Raw genomic sequence first — 18,245 nt, forward strand, 5'->3', positions numbered from 1 at the left:
GGTGTAAAGGGGTGGGGACTTGATAGGCAAAATTACCATAACTGTCAGGATTGTGACGGGGCATTCTATGGTGTCTGACTGGTTTTTATGTGGTTCAGTGATTTTTCTCGTATTCCTCACGGGGATCTTTAAGGTCACCTAAATGAAAGGACTCTGTATGAAGGCATTGATGGTTGTGATTTTGATGTTATTGGCAGGAGCAGGGGCCCAGGCCGCGGCGGACTCCGTGGCGGTGTTTCATCGCGCGGAAAAGGTCGGCGTTCTGCTGAACGAGCGTGGCGCTTACGGGCGAATCCAGCAGTTCATGGATGCCGTGGGAGCTGAGGGCCGCTATCGCTGGCTGAGTGCCGATGAAAGTGTAAAAATCGAATGCGCTCGGGAGGATGTCAGAGCCACTTGCACCATCCGTTTCCTGCCGTCTGAGATCGTGAAAATCCAGGGACGCAGTGTGAAGGCAGTGGTGGCAACAACTGAGTTCCAGCAGTCCTTTGAAATGGCCTTTGAAAGCTCCATGGAAGACCGCTTCAATCTGGTTCTGACCCCTGAAGGAATAGAACTGTGGGCCGGGAAGCGTGGCCAGCAGCCCTAGCCGTAGTACCAAGGTCTGATTCTGTTTAGGGCCTTGCAACAAACTGGGAAAAATGACGATGCCATTGGATAATAAAACCAATGGCATTTTTTTTAGTCTTCTTATTTTCCTGGAATGTCTTTGCTGGAGAGCCTGACAATTTTTCCGCCCGCCGTGATAAAAACGCGGCGGTGGCCAATGCGGAAATCAACCGCGTGGTGAACGCTCTGTTGACGATGGCACTTGATAACTACAACTACAGCAGCAAATCCTGTGATCGCAAAAGATTTTTGAAATATCTGGAAGACGATCTGGATCGCAACCTTCCGCAAATCACCAAAGCGTTGTATTTCAATGTGCCGCAGGCGGGGCCGAAAGTTCACACCGAGGTCCCATATGGATCCGGCAAGCCTTACACGCAGCTTTATTTTTCCCAAAGCGCCAAAGTACAAGTGAAGGGTCAAACCTTCTTTGTGGGGTTTGATAAGATCGATCACTTCTTTTCTCACGGTTCCATGTATTGGGACATGGTCGGACAGGACCCCAAGCTTCCGGCTGACAAAGTGAAAAAGGCGCTGGAGGTTGGGATCATGCAGGAAAATGCGACGTGGGGGTTGCAGCGTCCCGGTGTGAAATCCTATGCCGATCTGATGGCCAACTATAAAGGCCTTTATTTCTGGCGTGATCTGTTTGATGGAGCTCCCCCCTTGATCGTGTGCAAAGACGGAAAGTTTGTGCAAAACCGCGAATTTGATCTGGCCAATTACTTTGAACCGGCGATGGATGAAACTATCAATTGCAGCAGCTTCGCCACCCAGGAAATTCATGACCGGATCACCGCGGTCACAAAAAAATGGAATATGAATTGTCCGGTGGATGCAAATGCCTGCGAGACGGCCAAAAAAATCCATGCGGACAAAGCCGCCTTGCTGCTGCATCCGAAGTGTCGCGGCACGGGAAATTCCCAAATTGAAAAAGCCTCGCCGATGACCACCAAAGATGTCATTGATACCGCCCAGGCGGCGATGTCGGGTGGTGGGGACTATCTGTTGTTTAAACTTTTCGGTGAAAAGCAAAAGAAAGGGGCGCAGTGATGATGTATCTGTTGTTGCTGTCCCTGGCCTGGTCGGCAGGGGAAAAAGTCGATGCATCCCAAGCCCGCAAAGCATGGAAATCCTTCCGGGCCTGTGAAAAACAAAGAGCCAATGAATCTGACCTTTTACGTTGTGCCAATTATGAACTTTCTGAAAAACTGCTGCCCGCTGAAAAAGCCAAGCTGATTCAGTTCCTGGATCAGGGGATTTCGTTTTCCGACATCAGCGAGTGCGCAGAAAACGCCCCGGTGCAGCCCATGCGTCCGCAGCCGCGCGAATCGGCCTATTGCATGAAACTGGACGGGCTGAAAAAAGAATCCCATGGCTATGTCGTTTTCGTGAAAGAAAACGGGACTGCCAAAATCCAAACCATTAAATTCAAATTTTAAGTGCTTCCAGACATATTCCCAAAAGTTAATCATCAATAACTTTAATGAACTAATAATCGGTGTTCGTTCGTCGTAGTTTGGACGTGTTCTTCAAACTGATGAAAGGACCTGATCATGTTATTTAAGTTTCTTGTATCCTCAGCAATCCTGCTTTTTACCTGCCACGGAATGTCCCAAACCATCACCCCTAAGGTTGTCGACGGTGACTACCGCGTGGAACTTACCATCGGCGACAAAGTCTTTATCGACGAGATGACCTTGAAAGGAAAAGAAAAGCCGATGGAGCTAAGCGAATTTCAAGGCGAATTTGTCGGCATAATGATAGTTCCAGGCGCCTTTACTTCACTCATCACAGGCAGCGGCTATTGTACAAGCCGGGACCAACTGTGCGCTCTGAATTTTTCAATTGTCGCCAATGAAAACGGCCAATCCTACAAAGTGAACTACACAGCCAAAGTGGACGCCCAAAACTACAAAAAATATCAAAGCGACACTGGCCCCTTGATCATCACCGGCACAGCCACTCTCGAGGACGGCTCCGTCCTAGGCGAATACACCGCCACCAAGCAATAATTGAACTTTGCGCAAAGGCCGAGTGAAAGCGCGGGCCAAGGCGGCCCCGGCCGTCGTACTAGAAGATAACGCTGTCGGGAAGTCCCAGACGGGCGGCGATGATTCGCACGATTTCGCTGGCTGTTTCTTCCAACGCTCGTTCTGTGACGTTGAAGACCGGCCAGCGGCGGTTCACCTTAAAGATCTTTTCAGCGTATTCGATTTCCTTGGCGATGTGAGCCATCGAAGCGTAAGATCCACCCGGATCCTGTCCAAATTTTTCCAAACGGCTTTTGCGAATACGCTGCAGGGAATCCATATCGATGATCAAGCCCACAATGCGGCGTTGATCGATCTTGAACAATTCTTCCGGCAGGGGAGTGTCCAATACCAGCGGGACGTTTGCGACCTTCCAGCCCTTGTGGGACAGGAAGATGGAAAGCGGCGTCTTGCTGGTGCGGGAAATTCCCACCAAAACGATGTCCGCCTTGTCCAGTTCGGCAAAGGTTTTACCGTCATCGTGTTTCACGGTGTATTCGATGGCTTCAATGCGTTTGAAGTATCTTTCATCCACCGCACGCAAAGCCCCCACAGTGTCTTCGGAATGCTGACCAAAGAAAGTGTCCAAGGTGGAAAGCAGCGGGCCCAGAAGGTCAAAGTACGGAATGCCTTTGCCGGAAGCCATTTCGCGGATTTTGGCGCGCAGGCCCTGACTGGCAACGGTGTAGGCCAGCATGCCTCGGCGCTCGAAGCATTCTTCGATGACGGCTTCTGCCTGGGTTTCAGTACGCACGTTTTTACAGCGGATGATGTTGACGTCTTTGGTGGTGTATTGAACCAAAGCCGCACGAATCATCGTGGCGGCGGTTTCGCCGGTACTGTCGGAAAGAATATAGATGGTGTAGGTTTTGTTGTCGCCGTCCATCAGTCAGCAAGTCCGTTGATCAGTGCACGACGCACGTTTTCGACATGTTCTTTCAGCCACAGGTCCGCCATGCCCGAGAAAAGAATAAAGGCAAAGTCAGGGCTGGCTTTGATCAAAAGGCAGGACGTTTTGTTGTCCGGATCCAGATGTTGCAGCTGCAGCTTTTCCAGCATCGGCTGGGATGCGGTGGTCATCACTGACAGAAGATTCATCGGCGGAATTTTAACAAAGGACTTGGAGTTGTTTTTCAAAAGGTGAGTCGCACCTTTATGGAAGTAAGCTTGCGCTTTCCACTGACCGTCGTGGTTTTCCAGCATGACGCCGGCATCAAACAACAAGGCCAGGCGCGAGAACACCACAATCGCACGATCAATATGATCTTCCGGCAGACCCAAAGAAAGGCCGCGCACCAAAGACAGATCGCGGGAAGGTTCAAAGTGCGTATGGCGCTCTGACGCTTCCACCTTGGCTTCAAAATCATTATCCAGAACAGACTCAAGTCGTTTCTGAAGGTTTGTGATTGTTGACACCAAAGACTGCGAAAATTTCTCCATGAACGCTCCCACTAAGATGCTCCGCCAAATGATGATGTTGGTGTTGGCGGTTTATTTAATTGTGGGGAGAAACGTTTGTTTAATCAAGGACGACTGTGAATTCCTGAACCGGGTGGTGGGACTGCCAGGCGATCTGCAGGTTCCCGGTACTTTGTCCAGGTGGCATGAAGATGCGCAAAGTGGGTTCGTTCAGATTCTTCCAGATGCGGAAGATCTCGGCGGTCCACTGGGTAAGGTCTTCGTTCCAGGGAAGGATCACGACCCATTTGTTTGGCAGAAGTTTGTCCGAGGCGATCATCAGCGGCTGATCAGACACCGCAGGGATCGCGGGTTTGTTCAGTTCGGTCTGTTCCAATACACTGCCCAAGAACTCAGGCAGTGCCGGGGACTGGTGGCGCGAGGATTTGCACACCTGAAAATTCAGGTACCAATCCAGCTTCGCGGTCCACGGCGACTTTTCCAGATCAGGCACAATCCACAGGTCGGAACCCGGGTTGAGAGCGCTGGCCTGGGAAAGTACGCTAAGAGCCATTAGTGAGCCTTGCCGACTTGATCTAGAAGTCCGTTAACGAAGCTGCCAGAATCGGAAGTTCCGTATTTTTTGGCGATTTCCACCGCCTCATTGATGGCGATGTTTTCTTTGATTGGGTCTGCCGCAAAACGCATTTCGTAAACGGCAATGCGCAGGATGTTGCGATCGATGGTCGCCATGCGTTCCACTTTCCAGTGGGCGCTGGAGGCCTGAATCTTGGAATCAATCGCTTCTTTGTTGGATTTCACACCGGTCACGAGAAGATCAGCATAAGTGATCACTTCGGGGTCAAGACTCTGCTCAAACACTTCTAGGAATGTTTGGTAGCTGATCTGCGGAGCAAACTCAGTTTGAAAGAGGACCTGGAGGGCGAGTTCGCGGGCTTGGCGTCTTGCTGTCAGTTTCATGGTTCGTACTTTTCTCGCTTTCAACAAATGTCATAGCGGTGAGGCTTAATTGTGGATTACTTGCGTCGACAAAATCAAGAAGTTCGGCGTCTTCCAGAGTCTCCACAAATTCCTGAACGTCTTTGAAGGTTCTGTATACACTTGCAAAGCGAATATAGGCAACGTCATCCAGTTGTTTTAGTTCAGCCATGACCTTTTTCCCGATCAGACGGGAAGAGATCTCGGATTCACCACGATTGATCACCCAGGCAGAGATCTTTTCAACCACCGCATCGATCTGCGCCAGGCTGACCGGACGCTTCTGACAGGAGGCTTGAAGACCTTTCAGGATTTTTTCTTTGCTGAACGGTTCGCGGCGGCCGTCTTTTTTGATGATGAACGGGAACGCGAGCATGATCGTTTCTACAGTCGAGAAACGGGCTTTGCATTCGAGGCATTCACGACGGCGGCGGATGCTTCCGTCCTTCTGCACTCGGGTATCCAAAACTCTGTCATCAGCATGTCCGCAAAAAGGGCATTTCATAGTCTTTAGTCCCGTCCAAAAAGCTAGCCGGAGATTAGGGAGGCGCCTGTCTTGAGTCAATGGGTCTAGTGTTGATGACTTTGCGTGTCAACGACTTCCTCGCCAGAGGGAAAACTGAATAGAATAGAAGCCAGAATTGAGGTGCGTGTGAAGACTTTTCTATCGTTGATTTTGCCCTTGTTTTTGAGCTCCATTGCCACAGCCCAAGACTCCCAGCCCGTGGTCGGCCGTGACGCTGCTGCGAAGTACTTCCAACCGCGTGATACGGCTTCATCCTCTTCATTCAATACCGGCGGCGGTCCGTCGGATCATTACCTGGCTTTGCACTTTGGCCGTTACATGGCGTCGCAATCCTATGACTGGGGCAAGAATGGTCAGGAAGACGATGTGGGGAAAAATCAGTTCGGGGTCACTTACCGAGTGGGCGAGTGGTACAACTCCATGGACATGCTGCTAAGAATTGATTACTCCGAATACGATGTCGGCGGCGAAACTACGAATAAACTGGCGTTTGTTCCGATGATCATGTTCCCGGATGCGACCTCACGTTTCCCGCTGTATTTCGGTGCGGGTGCCGGTTTGGGAGTGTTCTTTAAACAGGCCTCTGGAAAATCTGCATTGTCCCTGGATTATCAGGTTGTCGCCGGGGCACGATTCTTCAATATCTTTGAAAACACTGGATTCTTCATTGAAGCTGGTTTAAAAAACCACCTTCTTATTCTGTCCTCCGGGCAGTTCAACGGAACCTTTTTGGCCACTGGCCTGGTGTTTACATTTTGAAAATTCACAAGCATCTCGTATCTGAAATTGTCACCGCTCTGGATGAAATCTTTGAACAGGGTTTCTATGCCGACAAGGTCATCCAGCGCCATCTGAAGGCCAACACCCGCTGGGGTTCCCGCGACCGCCGTTTCTTTGCTGAATCTGTTTACGAAATCGTGCGCTGGGAGCGTCTGCTGTCCCACCTTGCTGATGACAACGATCTTTGGAAAGTGTGGGGCGCGTACTGGGTGCGCGGCGGAAACGAACTTCCTGACTGGGAAGAGCTTGACGGTCTTGATCCGAAAGAAGTCATCGCCCGTGAAAAGAACGTGTCGTCGTTCGCGATTGCTCAGTCCATTCCAGACTGGATGCACGAACGTGGCACCAAAGAGTTGGGTGAAGAGTGGAAGGATGCGATGCGCGCTTTGAACAAGCCCGCGGAAGTGTTCCTGCGCACCAATACTTTGAAAACCACGCCGGATGAGCTGATCAAAACTTTGGAAAAAGACGGCATCAACGCCACGAAAGTTTCTCCGGATCTGCCGAACGCTCTGCGCTTGGTGGAACGTAAAAACGTCTTCATCACCGAGTCCTTCAAACAGGGTTTGTTCGAGGTGCAGGATGCCGCTTCCCAGATGGTGGCGCCACTTCTGGGCATCGAGCCCGGTCACCGCGTGATCGACGCTTGTGCTGGTGCAGGTGGCAAGAGCTTGCACATGGCTTCCATGATGAAGAACAAGGGCAAGATCATCTCCCTGGATATTCATGAATGGAAATTGAAAGAGCTGAAAGTCCGTGCCCGCCGGGATGGTGTGGACGTGATCGAAACACGTTTGATTGATTCCAACAAAGTGATCAAGCGCCTGTACGACACTGCGGATCGCGTGTTGCTGGACGTGCCTTGTTCCGGAATGGGTGTTTTGCGCCGCAATCCTGACACCAAATGGAAGCTGAGCAACGAAGAGATCGACCGTCTGCATGGACTGCAGTACGAGATCTTGAGCACCTATTGCAACATGACCAAAAAAGGCGGGCAGATGGTCTATGCGACCTGCAGCCTTTTGCCGAGTGAAAACGAAAAGCAGATTGAAAAATTCATGGCTGAACACGGGAAAGACTGGACTTTGCTCAAGCAAATTCACGTTCGTCCGGACAAAGAAGGCTATGACGGCTTTTATGCAGCCTTGCTGAAGCGAAATTAAGATTCTGCAACTGGACCCCGACTGGCCTCGGGGTCCTAAGTAAAGGCACCGATAAAGATTCTGTGAAGAAACTATTGGTGGTCCTCTTAGTGCTGTTTTCCGTGAATGCCCATGCCGGCTTTTTGCTGGAACTGGGTGGCACCTACATGTCAGACAATCTGACCACCGACGAAACCAAAACCTCCGCCAAGTACTTTTACAACATCGGTCTGCTGTTCAGTCTGAAAAAGCACATCTGGGGCGGATGGAACTATTCCGGAATTTCCCACACCGACAAAGACGATACGACGATCGACTTCACTGCCAGTGACACCGGCCCTTACGTGAAGTGGCAGTTCGGCCGTCATGAACTCTACAGCCTGAGCATGGCTTACAACATCCTCAGCACTGCCACCTTTGCCAACGGCACGGACCGCGAGAAATGGACGGGGACCAGCATGTGGTTTCAGTTCGGGGTCATGCCCGAGTTCAAAGAGGGCTTCCATATTGGGGCGTCTTTGAACTATTACCTGGCAAATTATACAAAGAAGACCGTCGACGGCACTGAAACCAGCTCCTCCAATTCGAAATCCTGGATTTTCCCGATGCTTACGCTCACCAAAGAGTGGTAACGCCTTGCGAAAGGTTAAATAGTCAGCATCGGGGCTTTTTCATTTGAAAGCTCGTATTTGCCTTGATATGACCCCTGCCAACGAAACAAGGGGGTCCAAATGATTCGTTCTATTATCGCTGCTGCGTTGACACTGGGTATGGCGTCATCCGCATTCGCTACAGACAAAGCTTACTTCGAAATCAAGAGAGTTATCGTTCGTGACGTAACTGCTCAATATCCACAGATGGAAACGTATGCCAAAGGTGCAAACGGTCTTTCTCAGGATTGCAACTCTCAGCGCCCATTGCGCGTGAAATTCACAGGCGAGTCCGCTATCGCTAACGACGTGAATCCATTGAATGCTATTGAGTTGATCGTGGATCAAATCATCAATATCGGTAAAAAAATCTTCGCAGTTATCAACGCGGGTAAATCTGTTGTTAACGTGAAATTGGACACTGCAAACGCTCTTCCTGCTGGTTTGACTTGCTGGTCTGACCTTGCTGGTTGGAACATTCCTCAGTCCAAAGTTTACAACGTAACTTATGAAAACGGCTTCGGTATGTCTGTTGTCGATTTCTCTTACCGCGTGACTTACACTGCGGGTGGTTCAGCTGATGGCGTTGGTAAATACATCACTAACGCGACCTTCATGCCAGCGAACCTGTCTGTTGCATGGGGCTTCAACTTCGACGCTAACGCGATCATCCCGTCTGTGTTCAACACAGGCTCCAAGCGTGATCCTGTAGCTGGTATGCAAATGAACATGGAGTGGAAAGTGACTTCTCCAATGGCTCACGAGCAGGCTACTGAGTCTTACTTCGTAAGCGGCGAAAACAAGCTGATCGAACTAGAGTAGTTTAAATAAAAAAAGGCCCGGCAAAACCGGGCCTTTTGTCTTCTCTAGAAGAAGATCTTAAGTCCTGACCTGATCCCTGTGCGATCGGTGACTGTGTCATCGGCAGCAGCAGGGATTTTTGTTTTCTGGCTCTCCTTGTACCAGTTTCCGAAGATCCGAACGGCTTTAAAGTCTATAAAAAGCCCGGCTTCGGTGCGATTGCCTTCGACATCTCCCAATTCATCCGTGGAGGTGGGAAGGAAATAGCGATATTTCCCGTCAATTCCAAAGTACTTGGTCAAATAAACCTGCAGCGACACCTGTCCAAACTGCTGCGACAGCCTCTGGTCGGCCTCACGCGTGCGCAGCCCGTAGTGCAGGGTCAAAGAGGTGTTCTGGATCGAATTTCCCAGCACGCGGATGTTCAGCATACCAGTCAGGTCGTTGAACTCCTCTTCGCTGTTGTTTTCATATTCCGCGGTCAGGCCCACGAACTGGGCATAGGCCGACAGCTCGCCCATGAACGACACATGAGAATCGCTCACGGCCGTGTTGTCGGGGTCCTCGGTTTTGAATGAATTGTAAGAGCCCCCGAGTGAAAATTCGTACGGTGACGGGGAATTCACCGACAGCCACATATCCATCATGCGGTTGCGGTTTTTCATTTCGAGCCATTCCGACAGGGACCAGCGGCTGCCTTCGCGGGCAGTGGCTCGTTTGGTGAAATCAATACCGCTGCCCCAGCGACTGCCGGTCTGGGCGTGAGACAAGCTCGCGGTCAAAATAATGCACAGTAGAAGTAGAGATGAAAATCTGGACATACCCCCATTTTCTCGCTTTATTACCATAAGGTCCAAAAATTCTCTTATCGAGACCGTTGTATGTCTCAAAGAAGGATGCGTCTGTGGTTCATGATTTCGATCCATTTGCTTTAAGGATTTCCGGAGATTTCGGAATTCGTTGGTACGGCCTGTCTTACATGATGGGTTTCATTTGCGCCTATATACTGATCACTTGGTTGGCTAAAAGGCAGCGTGCCGGTCTGTCTGTCCAAATGGTCGGCGATTTTATTACTTATGCTGCCATCGGTACTTTGGTGGGCGGTCGCCTGGGTTACGTGCTTTTCTATGGCCCGGATTTGTTCATGAAATTCAAATCTGAATTTCCATACTGGGGTGTGCTTGCTGTCAATGAAGGCGGCATGGCCAGCCACGGTGGTATCATCGGGATCGTGATTGCGTGCTTGCTGTATGCGCGCAAGTATTCTGTGAATTCTCTGTACCTGCTGGATCTGGTGGCGGTGACGGGCCCGATCGGTGTGTTCTTTGGTCGTATTGCCAACTTCATCAATGGTGAGCTTGTCGGTCGTCCCTGTGACCCGACCTACCCATTGGCAGTGAAGTTCCCGCAAGACATCGTTTCCTGGCCAGGTCAGGAAGCTGCGAAACTGACGGAACTTGTTCCGGTTGTTGAAAAAGTCGGCGTGGGCCGCGAACAGTGGCTGGAGCTTGTTGATAAGTTCCGCTTCGACATGGCAGCCCGTGAGCAGCTGTATGCAACTTTGAACAAAGTGATTGAATCCATCCAGGACGGCAACACCGCAGCCAAAGAGGCAATTGCGCCATTGTTGACCCCGCGCTATCCGTCCCAGCTGTTCGCCGCTTTCGGTGAAGGTCTGTTGATCTTTATGTTCTTGTTCTTCCTATGGAGAAAACCACGCAAGCCGGGCTTTATCGCAGCTTGTTTCGTGCTGATCTATGCGGTGGTTCGTGTTGTTGATGAACACTTCCGCATGCCAGATGCACACATCGGCTTCCAGGCTTTGGGTCTGACTCGTGGTCAGTGGTTGAGCCTTGCTATGTTTGTTGTCGGGTTGATCCTGATGGTCGTATGGACTCGCGCTGCTTCCCTGAAAATTCCGGGATGGCAGAGAGGGCACTCCATTAAGCTAAACCGTAAATAGATCGCTCCGGTACGCACGGGGGACTGGCTGGGGGCTTTGCAGCCTCCAACGCTCGGACAGTCCTCGCGCTCTGGTTGTTTTGTGATAGCCACCTCAAGGGTGGCTTTTTTGTTTTCTGATTACTGATGCCGCGCTTTCTTGGCGCTGCGGAACTCGGTTGGAGGCTGCAAAGCCCCCAACCATTCCCCCTCATACCGGCTTCTCTAAAAGGTACCTGCTTACTTTTGCAGAAGCTCTGCGTTGGTGGAAAAGGTACCTGCTTACTTTTTCCGAAGCGGTGCGTTTATTTTGTAGGGGTACAGGACGGCTTGCATGTTGAGGGTGGGGTGGCTGAACTCCAAATTTTTTGTTACTGATTTTTTCAAATAAGCGGTAGCCTTTTTCCAACAGGAGAAATCATCATGATCATCAGACTTGCTCTGTCCATGTTGTTGTTGGGTTGTCTTTCGTTGGGATCGGCTACGGCTTGGGCTTTGGATTTTGACAAAGATACCGGGATGTCGCGAGAGGTTCTGGTGGAGTCTTTGAAAAAGAACACCCGCTTGAATCAAGAGCAGATCGATCAGCTGGTTGTTACTTTGCAAAATCAGTTCAATGTGCAACCGGGGGATAAAATTCCTATCAAGGGTTATTTGTATGCCCACGGTATGAATGTCGGTCTGTTTGTGGATCACGATGTGTGGGCTTTTGATGCGGCTTTCCTGGTGCCGGGCACAGATGAAGTGGTGCGTGTTCCAGGTTTGTATCTTTGTGATTTCAAAAATGGCGGCTTGAAGTTTGAGGTCGCCTACAAGTGGATGTTCAGCTTCATCCCAAGTGGAGTGTCATTGAGCGAACTTAACGGCGCGGTCTACGGCCGTGGAGTCGGGGTGGTGGCCGAAGCTTTTCTGGGCCTTGAGGGCTCTTGGTTGCCTGCGCAAAATCGGGTGAATGATCTGTTTCACGTCGCGGTGAAACTGGGCTTTGGCGGCGGGATTGTCTTCCCGAAAATGGAATTCAAGCTGCGTAATATCCAATAAGTGCTTTTGTTCTGAAAATCTGGTCCTGAAATAAAAAACCCGCTCTTTCGAAGCGGGTTTTTTGTTTTTAAATCACATCTGAAAAATCAGATCGAAAACGGGTAGGTCTGAAGTTCCGCACGGGTGATTTCTTTTTGCTCCCCGGTGGTGAAATTCTTCACTGTGACCGTTTTATTAGTCACTTCGTTGCCACCCAAAATCAGAGCATAGTGTGCGCCCAGTTTGTTGGCTTTTTGCATCTTCTTGCCCATTTTGCCGGACAGGAAGTTTTCCGTTTTAAAGCCGCGAACGCGCATTTCGTGAGCGACTTTGACGCTTTCGTCCTCGCCTTGTTCGTCGGCACCCACCACGGCAATGATCACTTCTTTTTTTGTTGCCAGCTCTTTCGGAGTCAAGTCAGCCAAACGGTCAATGCCGGCAGCCCAGCCCACACCCGGAGTTTTTGGTCCGCCCATGGTTTCAATCAGGCCATCATAACGACCGCCCGCAAGCACAGTGCCTTGCGCGCCCAGTTTGGTGGTCGTGAATTCGAAGACCGTGTGGCAATAATAATCAAGTCCACGAACCAGATGATCATTAATCTTGTAAGGGATGCCCAGCTTTTCGATGCCCGCGATGACCTTCTTGAAGAAGTCCTGGGAAGTCTGATTCAAGGATTGTTCAAGTTTTGGTGCGTTGGCATTCAGCTTTTTGTCGCCTTCGTCTTTGGAATCCAGAATGCGCAGCGGGTTTTTCTCCAGACGCATTTTACTGTCTTCGGAAAGCTGATCCTTATGGGCTGTGAAGTAATTCACCAAAGTATCGCGGTAAGCCGCACGGCTTTCAGCATCACCCAGGGTGTTAATTTCCAAAGTACAGTCAGCAGAAATGCCGATTTTTTTCAGCAGGTCCCACGCCAAAGAGATCGTTTCCACGTCGGCCAATGGGGACTCATAACCTAAACACTCTGCGCCCAATTGGTAAAATTGGCGATATCGTCCTTTTTGTGGTCGCTCATAACGAAACATCGGGCCGGAATAATAGAACTTCAGTGGAAGATTCTGCATCATGCCTTCTGAAATAAAAGCACGAGCCACACCCGCAGTGCCCTCGGGTCTGAGCGTCAGACTTTCGCCTCCACGATCTGTAAAATCATAAGTCTCTTTATTCACAACGTCGGAAGTTTCACCCAAAGTGCGGTGAAAAACGTCAGAAAACTCGAAAATAGGGGTTTCGATCTCTCCGTATCCGTACAAAAGTGCCTTTTCATAGGCTGATTCTTCGACAAAACGGAAAAGAATGCTGTCTTCAGGAAGCAGGTCTCGAGTGCCGCGGACGCGTTGAATTTTATTGCTCATGGAATTGGCCCTTTTTTGACTACAAAACATCGTTATATCAGAGGCACGGGCGGTGCGCAAAGCTATTGCTTTTAAAGAGGGGAGCGTCTTTAATGGAATTATGAAGAAGTGGGTATTAGCAGGAGCGTTCATTCTGGTGGCTGTCACAGCTGCCGTCATTTATCAGTTCGCCGGATCCGGTGGCGCCGCATTGAATGGTGTTGAGGTCGACTGGCGTCTGCTGGGTGAGATGGACTATGTGACTGGCAATTCCTCTTCCGAGTTGAAGGCGCTGGACGGGAAGACTGTCAAGATCCCGGGTTTCATGGTGCCTCTTGAAGACAATCAGCGCGAAGTGGTGGAGTTCCTTTTGGTGCCAAGCCCGCAGGCTTGCATCCACGTTCCACCACCACCGCCGAATCAAATGGTGTACGTTAAGATGAAACGCGGAACCGATGCGGCTGTAGGGCCGATCTGGGTCCACGGAACTTTGAATCTAGTGACTAAGAAGTCTATGTACGGGGACGCCTCGTTCGAACTCATCGGTGAGGCGATCGAACCTTACAAATAACTTTCAAGGAGGTCTTTATGTTGAAAGTTCTTCTGTTTTCCCTGATGGCCATGGCGCATTCCGATCACGCTGCTCACAATCAGGCGGCACACGTTCACGGCGCTGGCAAAGTCAGTCTGGCCTTTGATGGCAAAAAAGGAAAATTGGAGTTCCATGCTCCTGCGGAATCCATCTACGGATTCGAACACGCGGCCAAATCCAAAAAGGACAAGCAGAAAAAAGAAGAAGCTTTGTCCAAGCTTGGCGAAAAAATATCCGAGATGGTGGTTTTGGATCCTGCTTTGAAGTGTGAAATCAAACTGGACATGTACGAAGTCATCGAAAAGAAAAACCATTCCGACGTCGAAGGGGAGTTCAATATCTCCTGTGAAGCGCCGGTGGCAGGCAGTACCATCACGTTCAATTTCCAGAAAGTCTTCCCGCGCCTGAAAAAGGTGCAGGTCGAAGTGCTGGCCGACCAGGTGCAAAAGTCCCTGGAGGTTGGCAAGAACGGAGAAACTCTTGAGCTCAAGTGATCTGATCACCATCCGGGATTTGTCTTACACCTATGAAGGTCAGAAAAATCCCACGCTGCACGTTCCTGAGTTTACGGTGAAAAAGGGCGAAGAGCTGTTTCTTTACGGCCCCAGTGGCACAGGTAAAACAACGTTGTTAGAGATTCTGGCGGGCGTGCTTCGTCCGACCAGTGGGACTGTGCAGATTCTGGGACGTGACTTTGTTAAAATGTCCGATTCCGAGCGTGATTCCTTCCGCGCGGAACATATGGGCTATGTCTTCCAAAGCTTCAATTTGATTCCGTATCTTTCGGTTCGTGAAAACATAGAACTTCCGCTGCATCTCAGTCCCGCCCGCAAGGCCCGTCTGGGCAGTGTGGATACCGAAATGGTGATCCGCGCTTTGTGTGGCAATCTGGGGATTTCCGACTTGCTGGAAAAAGGTGTCACGGAACTGAGTGTCGGACAACAGCAGCGTGTGGCTGTGGCCCGCGCCCTTTTGGGGAAACCGGATCTGCTCTTGGCAGACGAACCGACCTCGGCCCTGGATGCAGATCACCGCGAAAAGTTCCTGAAGCTTCTGTTTGAACTGTCCGAGCTTTATGGCACGACTGTCGTGTTTGTGTCCCATGACCGCAGCATTGAAAAACTCTTTACGCGTTCAATCTCCTTAGAATCCATTAACAAGGTTGTGTGATGGTCTTTTTGAAGTTGGCAATCAAATCCCTGAAGAATCGGGCGTTCGCAACAACGCTGACGGTGATCTCCATTGCATTGAGTGTGTCTTTGCTTCTGACTGTCGAGCGTGCCAAGCGGGCCGCGGAAGAGGGCTTCACGCAAACCATCAGCAAGACCGACCTGATCGTCGGTGCGCGCAGCGGTCCCCTGCAGTTGATTCTGTATACAGTGTTCAATATGGGAAATGCGACTCATAACATTTCCTATGAAACCTATGAAAAAGTAAAAGCACACCCGGCGATTGAATGGACTATTCCTTATTCTTTGGGCGATGGCCATCGCGGTTTCCGCGTGGTGGGCACGACTCAAGACTTCTTCAAGCATTATCACTATCGTGGTGACCAGCAGGTGAAGTTTGCTCAAGGCAAAGAGTTTGCTGACATCTGGGATGTGGTGGTCGGTGCGGATGTAGCCCGTAAGCTGAAATACAGTCTGGGAGATCGCATTGTTGTCGCTCACGGTGTGACCAAGGGCGAAGGCATCTTGCAGCACGATGACCGTCCATTTGTGATTTCCGGTATTCTTGAACCGACCGGCACGCCATTGGACCGTGCGGTTTACATGTCCCTGCAGGGGATGGAAGCTTTGCACGTGGACTGGCAAGATGGCGCCGCTCCGGCAATGGACAAAGTGATTCCGCGTGAACAGCTGACGAACGAATTGAAGGTTCACACTATCACGGCGTTCTTTGTGGGGGCCAAGTCCCGCATCGAAACCTTGAAGCTTCAGCGCGAAATCAACACTTATGAAGGCGAGCCATTGCTGGCGATCATTCCGGGGGCGACATTGAGCGAACTTTGGAATGGATTGTCTTACGTTGAAGGCGTGCTTCGCATGATTTCCTGGATGGTTGTGGCCGTGGGCTTCATGGCCATGCTGATTGCCTTGACGACAACACTGAATGAGCGCCGTCGTGAAATGGCGATCTTGCGTGCGGTGGGTGCGAAATCCAATCAGATTCTGGGGCTATTGGTGTTTGAATCCGCACTTTTGACGGCAGTGGGTGTGGCGTTGGGGCTTGTGACATCCTGGGGTTTGATCGCGGTGTTGAAACCGTGGATTGAAACCGAGTTTGGTCTGTATCTGGTGGGCCCATGGGTCACTCGTTATGAATTGATGTATCTGATCATCACTCTGGTTGGCGGGACGCTGATTGGTTTGATTCCGGCTTTGCGTGCGCAGAAGCTGGCCCTGAAAGACGGACTGAGCGTTCGTATCTAAAAAAATAAAAAACCGCAGGCGTTGCGACCTGCGGTTTCATGTCTCTTAGGTTTCGGAATTATCTACTGAACAATTTGTGCAAGCTGGGCACCTCCTACAGCCGGAAGGCCCGTCGTATCAACATTTTCCAGGATCACACCTGGTTTAGCTCTAAAGAAAATATCCACCATCAGACGGAACTCCACATCCTGGCCGTCTTTGTCTTTTCCGGTTGCCAGGCGGGTCAGCAGTTCTTCTTCTGCCAGTTCTGTTTCACCCTGTTTGAACATCAGGAACGGAGAGCGCAATTCAGTGCTGTTGCCGTACTTGTCTTTTTCATTGGCATAAACCACATGGCAGGCATTGATCGCAGCGACTTTCGCATCTGCCAGACTGATCACTTCACCGGCATCCGCCACCGCATTGCGGTTTTTGTCCACCCAGACTTTGATTTTCTGGCTGTACAGTTCACCATCCCAAGGGCCCAGGTAATGCTTCTTTGGATCTTCGGACTGACAGTCTTTTGCCGCCAGCGCCGCCAAAGTTTCAAAACCGTTGGCAAAAGTTTTCTCTTCGCCGTTCACAGACACTTTCATCTGAGAACCAAACAGGTTCTGAGAACTTGTAATGCTGCCATCCCCATTCGGAACCACCAGGAAGCCGTCATCAATTTCACGGCTGAAGTGGGTTTTGTTCACATTGTTTGTGGATTCGCGCACAACCAGGTTACCACCCAACCAAGCCGTCATGTGAGTCACTGGCGCCTGGATATTGGCAAGGTTGAAGAAGCTTCCGCCTTCAAGGCTGGAAGTGCGAACATTTTTTACGCCCAAATCCAGAACCAGCGGAGTGTACTTGGTGCTCATCGCAGTACCCTCGACACCGGAATGAACCAGCCACTGGATCAGTTGCGGCACACCTTCGTAAGCAGACAGGGTGCCGGCTTTGGAAGTTCGCTGGGAGGAAAGCACGTTGGTCACGAAATCACGCTCGGTCCAAATAGTTCTTAAAGAGAAGATCTCTTTGAAGGTCAAACGCACTTCATCACCACGGGTCAGGCCTTTGCTTAGTTTGATAAATTCCGGCGTCAGAATACTGACGGTCTTCCCGGATTTATCGACAACGTTTTCACGCAAGTCAGCGACGTACAGAGAAACGATGTTCGGAGTTCCATCACCCAGTTTCTTGAACAGACGGGGACTGCCAGAGTCAACGACGTCTTCATAGGATTCACCATAGTACAAGTTACGCAGGGAATGGTTTTGCACGGCTAGCACGTCTGCTGGAGCGGTGGCACCTTCTTGAAAGACTGTCACGGCACCCGCGTCATCAACACTGGCAATGGCGCGCACGGTGCTGAAGAAGCATTTTTCACCTGCGATGAATTCACGACGGGCTTGCTGGTGGTCAGCAATATAGTGGAAGTGATTGGTTTTAACCGCCGTTTTATTGCAGTTCGTGGACCATTTGCAGGCATCCGCCGCACTGTCTTTTTTGGCCGCGCCAACATAGAATGGTGTCACACCATTGGATTCTTTACGCAGGATGGATCTTTCGTGAGACCACTGTGCAATTGCGTCTTCGGCACTGCCGGCAGACACGGAAAAGCGCACTGGAATCAAAGAAGTGTCCGCTTTCGCCGCCGCCAGGGCCGCTTGGCGTTCTTCTTCATAGCGGTCACTGCCGTCAGCACGCTGACGCTCGCAGTTTGAAACAGCTTTGCCGTTCAAGCCGTCGTCAGCGGCAATATTGGGTGTCATGGAATCGTCACCCTGGCTGATGTCAGACATGTGTTTATATGGATTGAACGGATCGACTTTCGGTTCTTCAACTTCCGGGATCACCGGCGTCTGACCGAAAACGTTGTCCGTCAAAGAGCTTTGTTCAAGGACTGAGGGGGCAAAACGTACAGGTTGGCTGCAACCTACGACAGCCTCAACAAGCGCTCCACACAGAACAATTTTGGAAAGTTTAGTTACTTTATTCACGAAAATCCCCCCGGATTT

General features: G+C 50.6%; 22 protein-coding genes. 14 read left to right on the forward strand and 8 right to left on the reverse strand.

Annotation, left to right across the window (positions count from 1 at the left end):
- Positions 1–157: 157 nt before the first annotated feature.
- The 4 genes from ACNQKP_RS17870 to ACNQKP_RS17885 all read left to right on the forward strand — a co-directional run bounded on the left by ACNQKP_RS17870 (position 158) and on the right by ACNQKP_RS17885 (position 2,624).
- Positions 158–589, forward strand: a complete 432-nt coding sequence (locus ACNQKP_RS17870) for a hypothetical protein (protein ID WP_417866596.1) — start codon at positions 158–160, stop codon at positions 587–589.
- 80 nt (positions 590–669) lie between these two features.
- Positions 670–1,662: a hypothetical protein gene (locus ACNQKP_RS17875; protein ID WP_417866598.1), complete on the forward strand. Its 993-nt coding sequence runs from the start codon at positions 670–672 to the stop codon at positions 1,660–1,662.
- Complete coding sequence (locus tag ACNQKP_RS17880; RefSeq protein WP_038451051.1) at positions 1,662–2,051, forward strand: hypothetical protein; 390 nt, start codon at positions 1,662–1,664, stop codon at positions 2,049–2,051. Before ACNQKP_RS17875 ends, ACNQKP_RS17880 begins: the two co-directional genes overlap by 1 nt.
- A gap of 114 nt (positions 2,052–2,165) precedes the next feature.
- Entirely contained in the window at positions 2,166–2,624 is a 459-nt protein-coding gene (locus tag ACNQKP_RS17885) for a hypothetical protein (RefSeq protein WP_417866600.1), read from the forward strand.
- Between the two features lie 58 nt (positions 2,625–2,682).
- On the opposite strand, the gene ACNQKP_RS17890 is transcribed toward ACNQKP_RS17885, so the two are convergent.
- From ACNQKP_RS17890 to nrdR, 5 genes are all read right to left on the reverse strand, one after another.
- A complete protein-coding gene (locus tag ACNQKP_RS17890) occupies positions 2,683–3,528 on the reverse strand; it encodes a pyruvate, water dikinase regulatory protein (RefSeq protein WP_417866602.1) in 846 nt (281 codons plus the stop codon).
- Entirely contained in the window at positions 3,528–4,082 is a 555-nt protein-coding gene (locus tag ACNQKP_RS17895) for a GTP cyclohydrolase (protein ID WP_417866604.1), read from the reverse strand. The genes ACNQKP_RS17890 and ACNQKP_RS17895 overlap by 1 nt, the downstream gene beginning before the upstream one ends.
- A gap of 79 nt (positions 4,083–4,161) precedes the next feature.
- Positions 4,162–4,614, reverse strand: coding sequence for a hypothetical protein (locus ACNQKP_RS17900; RefSeq protein WP_417866606.1), 453 nt, complete (start codon positions 4,612–4,614; stop codon positions 4,162–4,164).
- Positions 4,614–5,021, reverse strand: a complete 408-nt coding sequence (gene nusB / locus ACNQKP_RS17905) for a transcription antitermination factor NusB (protein ID WP_038451055.1) — start codon at positions 5,019–5,021, stop codon at positions 4,614–4,616. The genes ACNQKP_RS17900 and nusB overlap by 1 nt, the downstream gene beginning before the upstream one ends.
- Positions 4,960–5,544: a transcriptional regulator NrdR gene (gene nrdR / locus ACNQKP_RS17910; protein ID WP_011163623.1), complete on the reverse strand. Its 585-nt coding sequence runs from the start codon at positions 5,542–5,544 to the stop codon at positions 4,960–4,962. The genes nusB and nrdR overlap by 62 nt, the downstream gene beginning before the upstream one ends.
- Before the next feature lie 147 nt (positions 5,545–5,691).
- Between nrdR and ACNQKP_RS17915 the strand changes: the two genes are divergently transcribed.
- From ACNQKP_RS17915 to ACNQKP_RS17930, 4 genes are all read left to right on the forward strand, one after another.
- Complete coding sequence (locus ACNQKP_RS17915) at positions 5,692–6,324, forward strand: hypothetical protein (protein ID WP_417866609.1); 633 nt, start codon at positions 5,692–5,694, stop codon at positions 6,322–6,324.
- The gene (locus ACNQKP_RS17920; RefSeq protein ID WP_417866611.1) at positions 6,321–7,508 is read left to right on the forward strand and encodes an RsmB/NOP family class I SAM-dependent RNA methyltransferase; all 1,188 of its coding nucleotides are present in this window, start codon (positions 6,321–6,323) and stop codon (positions 7,506–7,508) included. The genes ACNQKP_RS17915 and ACNQKP_RS17920 overlap by 4 nt, the downstream gene beginning before the upstream one ends.
- Positions 7,509–7,570: 62 nt before the next feature.
- Positions 7,571–8,119 carry a hypothetical protein gene (locus ACNQKP_RS17925; RefSeq protein ID WP_417866613.1) on the forward strand — a complete coding sequence of 183 codons (549 nt, stop codon included), beginning with the start codon at positions 7,571–7,573 and terminating at the stop codon, positions 8,117–8,119.
- Positions 8,120–8,218: 99 nt separating this feature from the next.
- Entirely contained in the window at positions 8,219–8,959 is a 741-nt protein-coding gene (locus ACNQKP_RS17930; RefSeq protein WP_011163627.1) for a hypothetical protein, read from the forward strand.
- Positions 8,960–9,003: 44 nt separating this feature from the next.
- Here ACNQKP_RS17930 and ACNQKP_RS17935 read toward each other — a convergent pair whose 3' ends face one another.
- Positions 9,004–9,759 carry a hypothetical protein gene (locus tag ACNQKP_RS17935; RefSeq protein WP_417866615.1) on the reverse strand — a complete coding sequence of 252 codons (756 nt, stop codon included), beginning with the start codon at positions 9,757–9,759 and terminating at the stop codon, positions 9,004–9,006.
- Positions 9,760–9,842: 83 nt separating this feature from the next.
- Between ACNQKP_RS17935 and lgt the strand changes: the two genes are divergently transcribed.
- Positions 9,843–10,901 carry a prolipoprotein diacylglyceryl transferase gene (gene lgt, locus ACNQKP_RS17940; RefSeq protein WP_417866617.1) on the forward strand — a complete coding sequence of 353 codons (1,059 nt, stop codon included), beginning with the start codon at positions 9,843–9,845 and terminating at the stop codon, positions 10,899–10,901.
- A gap of 401 nt (positions 10,902–11,302) precedes the next feature.
- Positions 11,303–11,920, forward strand: a complete 618-nt coding sequence (locus ACNQKP_RS17945) for a hypothetical protein (RefSeq protein WP_038451062.1) — start codon at positions 11,303–11,305, stop codon at positions 11,918–11,920.
- An 86-nt stretch (positions 11,921–12,006) separates the two neighbouring features.
- On the opposite strand, the gene hisS is transcribed toward ACNQKP_RS17945, so the two are convergent.
- Entirely contained in the window at positions 12,007–13,257 is a 1,251-nt protein-coding gene (hisS, locus tag ACNQKP_RS17950) for a histidine--tRNA ligase (protein WP_038451063.1), read from the reverse strand.
- A 100-nt stretch (positions 13,258–13,357) separates the two neighbouring features.
- On the opposite strand from hisS, the gene ACNQKP_RS17955 reads away from it, so the two are divergent.
- Genes ACNQKP_RS17955 through ACNQKP_RS17970 form a run of 4 tightly spaced genes read left to right on the forward strand, consistent with a single transcriptional unit; the run spans position 13,358 to position 16,260 of the window.
- On the forward strand, positions 13,358–13,807 hold the full coding sequence (locus ACNQKP_RS17955) for a DUF3299 domain-containing protein (RefSeq protein ID WP_417866620.1): 450 nt from the start codon (positions 13,358–13,360) through the stop codon (positions 13,805–13,807).
- A 17-nt stretch (positions 13,808–13,824) separates the two neighbouring features.
- The gene (locus ACNQKP_RS17960; RefSeq protein ID WP_417866622.1) at positions 13,825–14,322 is read left to right on the forward strand and encodes a ZrgA family zinc uptake protein; all 498 of its coding nucleotides are present in this window, start codon (positions 13,825–13,827) and stop codon (positions 14,320–14,322) included.
- The gene (locus ACNQKP_RS17965) at positions 14,309–14,998 is read left to right on the forward strand and encodes an ABC transporter ATP-binding protein (protein ID WP_011163634.1); all 690 of its coding nucleotides are present in this window, start codon (positions 14,309–14,311) and stop codon (positions 14,996–14,998) included. The genes ACNQKP_RS17960 and ACNQKP_RS17965 overlap by 14 nt, the downstream gene beginning before the upstream one ends.
- The gene (locus ACNQKP_RS17970) at positions 14,998–16,260 is read left to right on the forward strand and encodes an ABC transporter permease (RefSeq protein ID WP_417866769.1); all 1,263 of its coding nucleotides are present in this window, start codon (positions 14,998–15,000) and stop codon (positions 16,258–16,260) included. The genes ACNQKP_RS17965 and ACNQKP_RS17970 overlap by 1 nt, the downstream gene beginning before the upstream one ends.
- Positions 16,261–16,322: 62 nt before the next feature.
- Here the strand turns inward: ACNQKP_RS17970 and ACNQKP_RS17975 are convergent, their stop codons facing one another.
- Positions 16,323–18,227, reverse strand: coding sequence for an iron-regulated protein frpA (locus tag ACNQKP_RS17975; RefSeq protein WP_417866624.1), 1,905 nt, complete (start codon positions 18,225–18,227; stop codon positions 16,323–16,325).
- Positions 18,228–18,245 lie beyond the last annotated feature (18 nt).

The sequence above is a fragment of the Bdellovibrio bacteriovorus genome, from assembly GCF_048286975.1.
GTDB lineage: Bacteria > Bdellovibrionota > Bdellovibrionia > Bdellovibrionales > Bdellovibrionaceae > Bdellovibrio > Bdellovibrio bacteriovorus_H.

Bases quoted from the DNA above. Each gene is read 5' to 3' on its own strand.
- ACNQKP_RS17875 (WP_417866598.1), top strand. From the start codon at position 670: ATGGCATTTTTTTTAGTCTTCTTATTTTCCTGGAATGTCTTTGCTGGA.
- ACNQKP_RS17960 (WP_417866622.1), top strand. From the start codon at position 13,825: ATGTTGAAAGTTCTTCTGTTTTCCCTGATGGCCATGGCGCATTCCGAT.
- ACNQKP_RS17880 (WP_038451051.1), top strand. From the start codon at position 1,662: ATGATGTATCTGTTGTTGCTGTCCCTGGCCTGGTCGGCAGGGGAAAAA.
- nusB (WP_038451055.1), bottom strand. From the start codon at position 5,021: ATGAAACTGACAGCAAGACGCCAAGCCCGCGAACTCGCCCTCCAGGTC.
- ACNQKP_RS17885 (WP_417866600.1), top strand. From the start codon at position 2,166: ATGTTATTTAAGTTTCTTGTATCCTCAGCAATCCTGCTTTTTACCTGC.
- ACNQKP_RS17870 (WP_417866596.1), top strand. From the start codon at position 158: ATGAAGGCATTGATGGTTGTGATTTTGATGTTATTGGCAGGAGCAGGG.
- ACNQKP_RS17895 (WP_417866604.1), bottom strand. From the start codon at position 4,082: ATGGAGAAATTTTCGCAGTCTTTGGTGTCAACAATCACAAACCTTCAG.
- ACNQKP_RS17970 (WP_417866769.1), top strand. From the start codon at position 14,998: ATGGTCTTTTTGAAGTTGGCAATCAAATCCCTGAAGAATCGGGCGTTC.
- hisS (WP_038451063.1), bottom strand. From the start codon at position 13,257: ATGAGCAATAAAATTCAACGCGTCCGCGGCACTCGAGACCTGCTTCCT.
- ACNQKP_RS17955 (WP_417866620.1), top strand. From the start codon at position 13,358: ATGAAGAAGTGGGTATTAGCAGGAGCGTTCATTCTGGTGGCTGTCACA.
- ACNQKP_RS17935 (WP_417866615.1), bottom strand. From the start codon at position 9,759: ATGTCCAGATTTTCATCTCTACTTCTACTGTGCATTATTTTGACCGCG.
- ACNQKP_RS17900 (WP_417866606.1), bottom strand. From the start codon at position 4,614: ATGGCTCTTAGCGTACTTTCCCAGGCCAGCGCTCTCAACCCGGGTTCC.
- nrdR (WP_011163623.1), bottom strand. From the start codon at position 5,544: ATGAAATGCCCTTTTTGCGGACATGCTGATGACAGAGTTTTGGATACC.
- ACNQKP_RS17930 (WP_011163627.1), top strand. From the start codon at position 8,219: ATGATTCGTTCTATTATCGCTGCTGCGTTGACACTGGGTATGGCGTCA.
- ACNQKP_RS17890 (WP_417866602.1), bottom strand. From the start codon at position 3,528: ATGGACGGCGACAACAAAACCTACACCATCTATATTCTTTCCGACAGT.
- ACNQKP_RS17945 (WP_038451062.1), top strand. From the start codon at position 11,303: ATGATCATCAGACTTGCTCTGTCCATGTTGTTGTTGGGTTGTCTTTCG.